The organism is Undibacterium sp. YM2 (assembly GCF_009937975.1).
Classification (GTDB): Bacteria; Pseudomonadota; Gammaproteobacteria; order Burkholderiales; family Burkholderiaceae_D; genus Undibacterium.
In genome coordinates this window covers 3,748,740-3,760,388 of sequence record NZ_AP018441.1, presented here as the reverse complement: position 1 = coordinate 3,760,388, position 11,649 = coordinate 3,748,740, and the positions used below count along the sequence as shown (strand labels likewise).

14 protein-coding genes are annotated in these 11,649 nt (G+C 51.0%); 7 read left to right on the top strand and 7 right to left on the bottom strand.

What is annotated here, in order from left to right; all coding sequences use genetic code 11:
- Positions 1 to 14: 14 nt before the first annotated feature.
- The 6 genes from UNDYM_RS16925 to UNDYM_RS16900 all read left to right on the top strand — a co-directional run bounded on the left by UNDYM_RS16925 (position 15) and on the right by UNDYM_RS16900 (position 5,405).
- Entirely contained in the window at positions 15 to 515 is a 501-nt protein-coding gene (locus UNDYM_RS16925; RefSeq protein WP_232063519.1) for a TlpA disulfide reductase family protein, read from the top strand.
- Positions 512 to 751, top strand: a complete 240-nt coding sequence (locus UNDYM_RS16920) for a DUF4266 domain-containing protein (RefSeq protein ID WP_162042075.1) — start codon at positions 512 to 514, stop codon at positions 749 to 751. The genes UNDYM_RS16925 and UNDYM_RS16920 overlap by 4 nt, the downstream gene beginning before the upstream one ends.
- Before the next feature lie 15 nt (positions 752 to 766).
- The gene (locus UNDYM_RS16915; RefSeq protein WP_232063518.1) at positions 767 to 1,963 is read left to right on the top strand and encodes a DUF3570 domain-containing protein; all 1,197 of its coding nucleotides are present in this window, start codon (positions 767 to 769) and stop codon (positions 1,961 to 1,963) included.
- Positions 1,964 to 1,994: 31 nt separating this feature from the next.
- Entirely contained in the window at positions 1,995 to 3,884 is a 1,890-nt protein-coding gene (dsbD, locus tag UNDYM_RS16910) for a protein-disulfide reductase DsbD (RefSeq protein ID WP_162042074.1), read from the top strand.
- A gap of 23 nt (positions 3,885 to 3,907) precedes the next feature.
- On the top strand, positions 3,908 to 4,852 hold the full coding sequence (gene trxB, locus UNDYM_RS16905) for a thioredoxin-disulfide reductase (protein ID WP_162042073.1): 945 nt from the start codon (positions 3,908 to 3,910) through the stop codon (positions 4,850 to 4,852).
- 154 nt (positions 4,853 to 5,006) lie between these two features.
- A complete protein-coding gene (locus UNDYM_RS16900; protein WP_162042072.1) occupies positions 5,007 to 5,405 on the top strand; it encodes a nucleotide pyrophosphohydrolase in 399 nt (132 codons plus the stop codon).
- Positions 5,406 to 5,441: 36 nt separating this feature from the next.
- On the opposite strand, the gene UNDYM_RS16895 is transcribed toward UNDYM_RS16900, so the two are convergent.
- The 6 genes from UNDYM_RS16895 to UNDYM_RS16870 form a co-directional block, all read right to left on the bottom strand.
- Complete coding sequence (locus UNDYM_RS16895) at positions 5,442 to 6,005, bottom strand: hypothetical protein (RefSeq protein WP_162042071.1); 564 nt, start codon at positions 6,003 to 6,005, stop codon at positions 5,442 to 5,444.
- Between the two features lie 51 nt (positions 6,006 to 6,056).
- Positions 6,057 to 6,968, bottom strand: coding sequence for a hypothetical protein (locus UNDYM_RS16890; protein WP_162042070.1), 912 nt, complete (start codon positions 6,966 to 6,968; stop codon positions 6,057 to 6,059).
- 72 nt (positions 6,969 to 7,040) lie between these two features.
- Positions 7,041 to 7,562 carry an EVE domain-containing protein gene (locus tag UNDYM_RS16885; RefSeq protein WP_162042069.1) on the bottom strand — a complete coding sequence of 174 codons (522 nt, stop codon included), beginning with the start codon at positions 7,560 to 7,562 and terminating at the stop codon, positions 7,041 to 7,043.
- A gap of 2 nt (positions 7,563 to 7,564) precedes the next feature.
- On the bottom strand, positions 7,565 to 7,927 hold the full coding sequence (locus UNDYM_RS16880) for a VOC family protein (RefSeq protein WP_162042068.1): 363 nt from the start codon (positions 7,925 to 7,927) through the stop codon (positions 7,565 to 7,567).
- A 146-nt stretch (positions 7,928 to 8,073) separates the two neighbouring features.
- Positions 8,074 to 9,327 (bottom strand): MFS transporter, encoded by a 1,254-nt coding sequence (locus UNDYM_RS16875; RefSeq protein ID WP_162042067.1) that lies wholly within the window; start codon positions 9,325 to 9,327, stop codon positions 8,074 to 8,076.
- A gap of 264 nt (positions 9,328 to 9,591) precedes the next feature.
- Positions 9,592 to 10,299, bottom strand: a complete 708-nt coding sequence (locus UNDYM_RS16870) for a hypothetical protein (RefSeq protein WP_162042066.1) — start codon at positions 10,297 to 10,299, stop codon at positions 9,592 to 9,594.
- A 309-nt stretch (positions 10,300 to 10,608) separates the two neighbouring features.
- Here UNDYM_RS16870 and UNDYM_RS16865 point away from each other — a divergent pair, with 309 nt between their 5' ends.
- Positions 10,609 to 11,181: an outer membrane beta-barrel protein gene (locus tag UNDYM_RS16865; RefSeq protein ID WP_162042065.1), complete on the top strand. Its 573-nt coding sequence runs from the start codon at positions 10,609 to 10,611 to the stop codon at positions 11,179 to 11,181.
- A gap of 93 nt (positions 11,182 to 11,274) precedes the next feature.
- Here UNDYM_RS16865 and UNDYM_RS16860 read toward each other — a convergent pair whose 3' ends face one another.
- Positions 11,275 to 11,634 (bottom strand): TfoX/Sxy family protein, encoded by a 360-nt coding sequence (locus UNDYM_RS16860; protein WP_162042064.1) that lies wholly within the window; start codon positions 11,632 to 11,634, stop codon positions 11,275 to 11,277.
- Positions 11,635 to 11,649: the final 15 nt, after the last annotated feature.

Here is an 11,649-nt window from a genome sequence, read left to right as displayed (position 1 = left end):
ATATGAAATTCTCTATGAATATATACAAAAAACGCTTTGCACTGGGCATTGCTGCGCTGCTCATGGCAACGTCAGCAATGGCGCTGGATAAAGGTAGCACCGCCCCGGCATTTGATCTCAAGGGTGTGGAAGGCAATATCAATCTGGCCAAGTATCAGGGCAAGGTGGTGTATCTGGATTTTTGGGCTTCATGGTGCGGCCCGTGCCGCCAGTCTTTCCCATGGATGAATGAGCTGCAATCGAAATACGGCGCACAGGGTTTGCAAATCATCGGTGTCAATCTCGATCAAAAAAATGAAGATGCCCGTCAATTTTTGACGACCACACCAGCACGCTTTGTCGTGGCGTTTGACCCTGCTGGCGCGACTCCCCGCAGCTATGGCGTGAAAGGCATGCCGAGCAGCGTGCTGATAGGGCCGGATGGAAAAATCATCTTTGAGCATGCCGGTTTCAAGGAAGCAGACAGGGCGGCGCTGGAAGAAAAAATAAAATCCTCATTGGGAGCAATCAAATGAAGGTCATAGTAAAGAAAACCACGACGATGTTATTGATAGCCAGCGCTGCATTGGCGTTGTCTGCTTGCGGCACGATCAAACCCGTACAGCCCTGGGAAAAAGGCAATCTGGCGAAAACAGCCATGACCTTTGAAAACGACAGGCTCGAATCCCGTTATGGCGAGCACATCTACACCAGCCGCGAATCAGCGTCTGGCGGTGCTGGTGTGGGTGGTGGCGGTTGTGGTTGCAATTAATCAGAGAATTTCGACATGACTAAAATTATTGAAAAAACTTCAGTTCCTCTTATTACCTCGACCGGATCTGAAACCTTGCCTGCTTCATCTGATATGCAAACCATAGGTGCAGCCTTGCTGACTGCCGCCTTGCTATTGCCGGGTGTTGTCAAGGCCGAGACGCCGCCCGAGCATGCCAGCCTCAGCCTCAAGTATCTGAACTATGAAGAAAAGCAGGCAGGCCTGAAACGCATCACGGCAAACTCGCCTTCGCTTTCACTGATTACTCCTCTGGGGGCAGACTGGTCACTGGATGCCACGCTGACTTCAGACGACGTATCCGGTGCATCGCCGCGTTACCATACTGCGATCTCTGGTGCATCGCGCATGAATGACCAGCGCACTGCCGGTGATGTGGCTTTCACCCGTTACTTCCCGCGTGCCAGCCTGACAGTCGGTACCGCATATTCAACTGAGCATGATTACGAGTCACGTGCCTTGTCTGCAACCTGGAATTTTTCTTCAGAAGATAAAAATACTACCTGGACTGCTGGCCTGGGTGGCAGCCATGACCGTATCAATCCTACCAACCTGATCGTTAAAAACGAAACTAAAAAGACGATCAGCATCATGGCAGGTGTCACGCAGATATTGACTGCCGAAGATATCGCCCAATTGACGCTCAGTCATAGCAGAGGGGAGGGATATTTCTCTGACCCTTACAAGGCGCTGGATCGCAGGCCGAGAGAGCGTAACCAGACTACCCTGTTGGCCCGCTGGAATCACCATTTCCTGGGCACTGGTGGCACAGGCCGCTTCAGCTATCGCTATTACAGCGACACTTACGATGTCAAGGCGCACACCCTGACAGCAGAGTATGTACAGCCATTTTCTCAAGGCTGGACAATCACACCATCGCTACGTGTGTATAGCCAAAGTGCGGCCAGTTTCTATTTTGATCCTGTCTATGATGCACAACTCGGGGCACCTTTCCCGCCTGGCTATCAGTTCGCCTCTACCCAGCCTACTTCTGCTGACCAGCGCTTGTCGGGTTTTGGCGCATTGACTTTTGGCTTCAAGCTCAGCAAGCAACTGACGAGTGACTGGACCGTAGATATCAAGCTGGAAAACTATGAGCAGCGCGGTAGCTGGCGACTATTCCACAAGGGCAGCCCCGGTCTCGCAGCGCTGAAGGCGCAAAGCATACAACTGGGTATCAGCAAGCAGTGGTAGCAGTCTTGCTGCTAAAAAAACAGGAGTTCATATGAAGCAGTATTTTTATAAATTATTTTCTGCCTTGCGGCTGTTGTCGCTATTGCCGGTGTTGTTGATAGCAACTCTATTGCATCCGCTTGCCCATGCTGATGATTTTCTGGAGCCAGAGCGCGCGTTCCAGTTGCAGGCTGAATTGCGCGATGTCAGTGAAGCGAAAACCCTGGTGCTGTCGTGGGCCATTGCCAAGGATTATCATCTGTATAAAGAGCGCCTGAGTTTCAATGCAGTAGAGCAGGGCATCACTCTTGCTGAACCGCGCTTGCCGGACGGCATACGCAAATTCGATACTACATTCAACAAGGAAGTTGAAACCTATAACGATAAACTGGTGGTGGAATTGCCCGTCACCAAAGCGGACAAGGTTTTCACTTTGAAGGTAGGCTATCAGGGTTGCGCCGATGCAGGGCTGTGTTATCCGCCTGCTGAACAGCATTACAAGGTGGATGCTTCTGTACCCGGCAAGTTGAGCCTTGTGCCCTCAGAGCAAATCGCGCAAGTCGCAGCGGACAGTGCCCCTGCTCCAACAGTGACTGCCTCCAAGGATGTCAAGCACCCGGAAGATGACAGTTCGCTGGCACAGCGCACCTTGCAAAGCGGCAGCCTGTGGCGCATAGGCCTGGCTTTCCTGGTATTTGGTTTATTGCTGTCTTTTACTCCCTGCGTCTTGCCCATGGTGCCTATCCTCTCATCCATCATCGTGGGTGAGGGCAATGTATCGCGTGGTCGCGGCTTCATGCTGGCTCTGTCGTATTGTCTGGGCATGGCCATGATTTATACCTTGCTGGGCGTCGCAGCAGGCCTGGCCGGTGAAGGCTTGGCCGGGGCCTTGCAAAAACCCTGGGTCTTACTGACGTTTGGTGCCTTGCTGGTGGGTCTGGCATTGTCCATGTTTGATGTCTATCAATTGCAATTACCAGGTGGCTTGCAAAGCCGCCTGAGTCAAACCAGTGGCAGTTTCAGTGGTGGCAAATTCCTTGGCGTGTTTGTCATGGGGGCTTTGTCTGCATTGATCGTTGGCCCCTGCGTGGCCGGGCCACTGGCGGGCGCTTTGCTCTACATCAGCCAGACACGTAATGTGATGACAGGTGCCTGGGCCTTGTTCTCCATGGCAGTGGGCATGAGTGTACCTTTGCTGTTGACGGGCATTTCTGCTGGCAGTCTGTTGCCCCGTGCTGGTGCCTGGATGAACCATGTCAAGAAATTGTTTGGCCTGTTGCTGATTGCAGTCGCCATCTGGATGGTGTCGCCAGTATTCCCTGTTACGGTGATGATGGCTGCCTGGGGCGCTTTCGCCATACTGTGCGCAGTCTTCCTGCATGTATTTGATCCTATCCCTGCAGGTGCCAGGCTGCGTCTCTATTTTGCCAAGGCCCTGGGTATCACCTTCATGCTGGTGGGGATGTTTGAATTGATCGGTGCCGCCAGCAATGGCAAAGATGCCTTGCAACCTTTGGCACATTTGCGCGTTACAGAGAATAGCGGCGCGCAACTTGCCGCTGGCGATGCAAAAAACCATAGCGACAATAAATTCACCCGCATACAAAGCGTAGCTGAGCTTGAGGCCACTCTGGCAAAGGCAGACGCCCCAGTGCTACTGGATTTTTATGCCGACTGGTGCGTATCCTGCAAGGAGATGGAGAGGTTTACTTTTTCAGAACCCAAGGTCAGCGCACAGCTCAAGCAACTGCGCTTGTTGCAAGTGGATGTGACCGCCAACAGCGATATGCAAAAAGCCCTGATGAAACGTTTCTCCCTGTTTGGGCCGCCTGGCATCATCCTGTTTGACCGTAACGGCAAGGAAGTGCCAGATAGCCGCATCATAGGCTACCTCGAACCTGAGCGTTTCATCGCTCATCTGTCACGCCATTTTGCATTGTAATTCATACTATTCTAATCACTGCTATGTCCACACCCAAACATGCCCGCGTATTAATTCTTGGCTCTGGCCCCGCAGGTTATTCAGCCGCTGTGTATGCTGCCCGCGCCAATCTGAAACCTGTACTGATCACCGGTGTAGAACAAGGCGGCCAGTTGATGACTACCACCGATGTAGAGAACTGGCCAGCCGACCCCATGGGCGTACAAGGCCCGGAACTGATGCAGCGTTTCTTGCAACACGCCGAGCGTTTTAATACAGAAATCATTTTTGATTACATCCACACCGCCAAGCTCGATGAAAAACCGATACGCCTGATCGGCGACCAGGCGCAATACACTTGCGACTCCCTGATCATCGCTACCGGTGCGTCTGCGCAATACCTGGGCCTGCCATCTGAACAAGCCTTCATGGGCAAAGGCGTGTCTGCCTGTGCAACTTGCGATGGTTTCTTTTACCGCGGCAAGGAAGTGGCCGTCGTTGGTGGTGGCAATACCGCTGTTGAAGAAGCCCTGTATTTGTCGAATATCGCCAGCAAGGTTACCGTCATCCATCGTCGCGACAAATTCCGCGCCGAAGCAATCTTGATAGACCGCTTGATGGCTAAAGTTGCTGAAGGCAAGATAGCAGTCAAATGGAACCATACGCTGGATGAAGTCATCGGTGATGACTCTGGTGTGACTGGCATCAATGTCAAGGCTGCTGATGGAACAGTTACCCCTATCACCCTGCATGGCGTGTTCATCGCGATTGGTCACAAACCAAATACCAGCATCTTTGATGGCCAGCTTGATATGAAGAATGGCTATATCAAAACCCGTACCGGCACTGAGGGCATGGCGACAGCGACCAATGTACCAGGTGTGTTTGCTGCTGGCGACGTGCAGGATCATATCTATCGCCAGGCCATCACCAGCGCAGGCACAGGTTGCATGGCAGCCCTGGATGCGCAACGTTTTCTGGAGAATTGATCTTTGTGAATTGAAGGGTAGTCTGCTTATCAAGACGGCGAAAGGGATATGGCTGCTTTAGCCATGTACAATACCGTCCGCAGTTGTGGAAGGCCATTTAGGTGATTTAGTCCACTTAAGGCGATTTTAAGCAGACCCTCTTTTTCAATTCATTATGTCCCAGACTACGCCAGTACCTGAAGTTCAATATACAGATATCCGTGACCGTTTGCGCCAGTTTGTTGCCGAGCGTGACTGGGCACAGTTTCACACACCTAAAAACCTGGCCAGTGCGCTGACGGTAGAAGCCGCAGAATTGCTGGAGATTTTTCAATGGCTGCAAACTGGCAAGGCGGATGAGCTTGACGAACATGCAAAAACTGCTGTGCGCCACGAGATGGCGGACGTACTCAATTATCTGGTCATGTTGGCTGATGCGCTGGAAGTTGATCTGTTTGCGGCCAGCATGGAAAAGATCGTGCTCAATGCCATCAAGTACCCGGTAGAACAAACCAAAGGCGATGCCAGGAAATATACCGCTTATGATACTTCGTTTAAAACCGACCCCGCCTGACAGTAAAAAACCGGGTTCAATATGCCTGACGCGGACTCAGTCCTTCGGCGTGTTGTCAGCTTCAGCGGATGATGCCTGGGTTTCTTTTGCGGTATCTTCGTCCGGCTTTTTGCCACTGCCCTCGAGCTTGTAGAAAAGCAGGCACATGGCGGGTGCGAAGACCAGCCACAAGAATACGGTCCACATCTGTGATTGTAGTTCGCCAGAGGTGGGCAGGGCGAGGTAAGCCTTATTGGGATCGGTTGAAGATACATAGACCTTCAACGGTGCACCGGGAACCAGTTCTGCCGGTTTTAAACCTGTCATTCTCAGCACGTGCTTGGCTTCGCACACTGTGCAGATGGGGGAGATGGTGTCAGTGCTTCTTTCCATGCCATTGAAATTGTAACTATAGGTCAGTTTCAAGAGCTGTTTGTTAAAGCTGCCATTGACCACATAGCCAGGATTGTTATCCACCTCGTGCACCATGAGCACAAGATTGCCATCGACTTGTTCAAACTCGCTGACGGGAACCCGCATGGTGCGATATTTTTGCAAATTGTCTATGCCAAAATAAATCGAAACGATGGCACAAATGACGACTAAGGTTCTGACTATCATAGGCAAACAACAAGCGTATAAGAAAACGACGGGGGTAGTTTAACATCAAGCTCAACTGGCTGGCGGCGCGGACGCTTTCTTTTCGCTGGCATCCTGGATGACGTTTTTGGCAGGCAGCCAGCCGGGATGGGAGGTTTCCAGTTTTTTCCAGATGGCAGCATGCTTGCCGAGTTCACCAAAGCTCAGTGCCTTGCTTAATTTTTTGCGGGTGATGGCGGCCCAGGTTGGCAAGTCGTCGCACTTGCTTTTGGTATCCATGAGATTCAAGGTAAAGCTCAGGCTTTTTTCCTTGCCTGGCGCGATCAGGCGGCAATAGGTATTGTCTTTGCCTGTCTCCAGCACATAGGCTTGCTGCTGCTCATCGTAATACGCCACGTTCTTTTGGGTGATCAGGTCATCCCATTCATTGGCGGCCATGCTGGTGGTTTGCAGCAGTTTACCGTGAAAATCGACGCGCTTGACGATCAATTTATTGGCCTTGCTGATTTCCACGCAATCTGCAAAATCACTGTTCGCTGGTGCGTTGATCAATTCTGCTGAGGGGCAAAGAGAGATTTCAGCACCGCCATGGACGTTCAGGAGCCTGACCTGTGTGTCGGCAGGCTTGCCGTCTTTTGCCGCCTGGGTCTTTGCATACTTGCTGCTCCTGGCGACGAGGATATTCTTGTCATCGATGACGTTGACCATATCGTAGTCCAGGTCTGGCCAGTCATCATAGGCAATGAACCAGATGCGTTGAGGTTTGCGTATCGCATATCGCAGTGTTGGCGCTGGTGGTGCGCCAGCAGCCGGGATTTCTGCCGTCAAATTGCTGACCCTGAGCCAGTCTGTCAATTGCAGGGCTTTACCACCATCCTTGCTGTCACAGCCCGGCATGCAGACAGCCGCGAGCAAGAACAGCATGGCTGCTGCCCAGGAGCGTATTGGCAGATCAGGAGGAGTGGACTGTAATTGTGCAGGCAAACTGGTTCTCTATGTCAGGTAAACGATCAGGCGTCATTGTAACGCCTGACTTGTGCCACTTCATAGACAGTATCAGTTTAAGCCCAGGCTGAGTTGTAAATTTGTTTCTGTATTTGCGTGTAGATATGGTTCTGCTCCCGCTTGACCAGTATTAAACCAGTCTTTGGCGACACCCATGGCTGCGGCAATCACCTGCATATCATGTTCGCTGATGGCAAACAGACCGAAGCGGAATTGATAACCCCAATTCTTCACTCCTGCAGAAAATTCCAGTGTCTGCAGCAAGGGCAGGATGCTGGCGTGCCGCGATGGTGTCCAAATGACGTCACGCCGGAATGGATGAAAATCATCTCCCATGTCGACCTGATAGGCATCGTGCGGCCTGACCCTGCCTATGGCAGTGAAAGTCTGCAATCTGATTTTGCTGCCAAAGACCTGGCTGGGTGAGTAATATGCGACCCTGTCACCCGCCTGCAGGCGTCGCAAAGGTGCTGCCTTGCCATGGCAGACTTGCATGTAGCCATCTGCCTGACCACGCAGCACGTGGTCGGCAGAGGCAACAGCGATCCAGTTATGGCACTGTTGGGCAGCCATGATCAGGCTGGCGCGAATACGCGCAGGCGGTGACCGTCAGGGTCTTGCGCGACGAAGGTATAACCAAAATCCATGCTACAAGGGTTTTGGATTATCGTCGTGCCGCGCGTGGCCCAGTTATCATGGGTGCTATCGACGGTGGCATTGTCAGCGACTGCAAAAGCCAGCTCACTGCCGCCAGCCGGGGTAGCCCCTGGTTCTACCGTGTGTTTTGACCACAAACCCAGTTTGTGGCCAGAGTCCAGTATGAACATGTAAAAAGTAGGGGATGCTTCTACTGGTGTCATACCCAGTATCTTGCTGTAAAAACCGGCGCTGGCTTCTGGACTGTCGACATATAAAAGGACATAGCTTGGTGTCATCATGGTATCTGCTCCTAAAGGTGATGTTGTTTGCATTGATATGTTGTTCAAGGCAAAGACATCTTAGGATGAGCCAGTGTCAGTTTCTGTCAGCAGTGATGGCATGATGAAAAAAGCCTGCACTTGCAGGCTTTCAGTAAAATACAGACTTAGCTGGTACCGGGAACCCTTTGACCAGCATCGTAATAAAGCGCCGGGATTTTTTTCTGGCTGAGCATCATCATGGCAAGGCTGGCCAATGCCAGCATGAACCAGTTGACCCCTGGCATTTTCAGGAACTGGGCAAAATCAAACAAGGCGCCACCCGCCAGGCTGCCGACCATGGTGCCCATGCTTTGGTAAAACATTTGCTGCGACATCAGCCTGCCGGTATCTGCCGCCGATTTGTTGGCAAAGCGTGCAACCAGCACATCCAGCGAGGGCCCATAAAATACCTGGCCAAAAGACAGCAGAATCGCAGAAACAATGACGGCAGCAGCGCTATGGGTAAACACCACCATGATGGCAAAGCTGACAAACAGGCAGGCATAGCCTATCTTCAGGAAACGGAAATGATCCAGCGTGCGCACCGCACGTTTGGAAATCGGTATCTGGAAAAAAATGATCACCAGCGCCGCCAGCCAGAACGGCGTGGAGACCGGTATCTCAGGTGTGAACTTGGGAATATGCAGGCTGAAACCTATCATGGGCTGCACGGCAAAACACCAGAATACTGAATTCGACAAATAAAACATCAGTGGCAGTTCTACCGGTTTTTCTGATTCAGCAGCGGCTATCGCAGTTATACTGGCTGCTTCATCTGCCTGAGCTTTTTGTTCCAGTGCCAGACTCTCTTGCTCATGCTCGCTGATGGCACGCATGGCAATCAGCATGAACAACCCATACACGATGAAGGTGATCAGTACGATCAGGAACACCAGCTTCAACTGATCATGCGGTACAAAACTGGCAGTCAGGTAGCCGCCAACCAGACCCATGCGTATTGCGAAAGCGAGTTTGCTGAAGATGGAAGTCTGATCCAGACCCTTGAGCTTCAATAAATAATTTTTCAAGCCAGGGAAGGACAGACCGCTACCAAGGCCTGCCAGCAAGGCAAACAGTGCCAGCGCCCAGGCCTGATTCAGATAGGCCATGAAATACAGGGCGATGCCTTCGAGCAGGATATTGCCTGAGATTGCCAGCGGGTGGTTCGCCATACGGGAAAACCTGGTACCCATATACGAGCCCAGCACCCGGCCCAGGTTCAAGCCAAACAAAATTGATGCTGCCCAAAACCCCGAGAAAGCCTTGCCTGTTTCAGAGACAATGATAGGTGTATATAAAGCAACACCGCCAGATGCGATGGCAACACCAATATAAATCAGATAGGAATTGAAGACAGGATCGAATTTCTTGGTTTGCATAGGTCAGGGCGTCAGCGCCTGGGCAGCGCTAAAGATACTTAAAGCAGGAATGGTAAGAAGTGCAGATCGTTAAGACATGAACTTCATGTTGTGATGCTGCACAACAGAAAAAGTTCATCGATATAAGCAAATCAAATAAGCTTTAAATTGTACGCCTAATTTTAAAAACCTGTTGCCGGGTCGCAAGTTACTGGTAACCCGGCAAACATGTGGTCTTTAATATAATTGTTGATGTGATGCGCTTGGCAAAGCCGTGTGCAAATCCTAGAACCAGATTTTCCCCAGATACAGCCAGGCCCAGCCCGCCATCAGACACACGCTGAGCACTAGCAAACCAGTCGCCCCGTTTGGCCGCAAGATACCGAGATAGCCTATGGCTACTGTCGCCATGCCTTTCTTGACGCGCTTCATGCTGCGCCAGCGTTGTATGAACTTCAGCATGGACAGGACAAAAGTAAACGTCGCACAGGACAGCAAGGTCACCCTGAATACATTCAGTAGATTCAGTTCACCCATCGATATTTTTTTGTACGCCAGACCAACCAGCGCCATCAAAACGGCTGCACCTATGGAGATGGCCACATTTGCATACATGGTCTTGCGGCTATTAACTGCAGCGTCTTCGAGCTCACACTTGAGCAAATCCACTTTTTCATTGATCAGTGTGGAGGTTTCATGTTTGATCGCCAGTATGCGCTGGTCTATCGCCGCACCTATCTGCGCCGTGGAATAATCAATCAGCTCCCTGATGTCATCCTTGGTCATGCTGCGCTGGCTATGTATTTCATCAGACAGCAGCGCGATATTCCTGTCTACCTGCTCGCCAGCCTGGCGTATGACTTCAGACAATTCATTACTGACCTGATGGATGGACCTGTCCACCAATGGTGCTACCCGTTCATCAATGACACGGTTCAGACTCTGTTCAAAGGCAGATGATGCCTGTTTCAGATTCAATGGGTCAAACGCCATCTTTTCTCCGGTGAATAGCTTCGTACCTGAGTATTTGATGTTGCCGCTGGAAATTTCAAGACCAGCACCCTGATTGGGGCTAAAACTCTTTGTTCAATGCATATAGTCAGAGTCTAGTCATGTGATACCAATAAGACATTAAAACGGTACCTGGGCATTTTTGATTTAAATTTTGCAATCCTTTGTATACCCTTAAATTGCTTCCTGGGCAACGAAACAGCCAAATACCTGTTTGGCGATGTGCTTTGGTGCTCCAGGCCAGCTATCTGAGACTGTTCAGATATACCAACTAGTGAACAAAGGATATTTATGTTGATCAAAAAACTTACTCTCATCGCGTGTGCAGCGGTGGGTATGCTCGCCAGCTCTTTTGCTAGTGCCCAGACTTATCTTGGTGCTTCCGTAGGCCAGAGCGATAACAGCAACTACTGCAACTACGCCACAACTTGCGATTCCAAGGCCACCAGCTACAAGCTGTTCGGCGGCTATAACTTCAACAAGAATTTTGCAGTAGAAAGCAGTTATTTTTCTGGTGGCAAAACCTCTATCAATTCAGGTGTGCCGCTAGGCCATAGCGAACAAAAGAAAACCGGCTTCAGCCTGGCTGGTGTGTATAACTATGAATTCAATGAGGCTTTTGCCGGTTTTGCCAAGCTCGGGATTGCGCGTGTAAAAGCAGAAACGACTTACGACACTTCAGGCCTGCCTTCCTATTCAGCCTCCAATACGGGCAACCAGGCACTGCTTGGGGTAGGCGTGTCTTACAAGATAACTCCTAACGTAGCCGTTCGTGCAGAATTCGAGAAATACAATGCCCGGACGTTCTCGAATAGCGGCACTTCCGGCAGCAATCTGTCGGCTGGTTTGCAATACAATTTTTAATTAATTGTTTCCGGTGGCGTTGATGAATAAATTCCATCAACGCTCACGGAATTTGAAGATAAAAAAGAGCCATGCCTGGGTTTCAGTTCAGTCTCAGGCCTGGTTCTTTTTAGTGGTTTTGCTGGTCTTTTTGACTGGCACTGGCAAAGCATTCGCAGTGGCACGCGCCAGGGTGGTCAGACCATCCCGGTCTTCCAGCAAATCACTGTCGATGAGATACCAGGGCTTGGCCTGAGGGTAGGGCTGTGCTTCGGTGATTGTCGCTGGTAACTGCGTTAAAAATTGCTGCCCCGCCGCAGTCGGCTTGATGAAGAGCTGATCATCACAGATCAGCGCAAACATCTTGCCCGACATATACAGCGCGTACTCACCAAACATTTTTTTCGCGACCACATCTTCGCAACTGCTTAACTGGTCGAGAATAAATTCTACAAAGCTTGCTTGTGAGCCCATGGTCTCGCTCTGGAT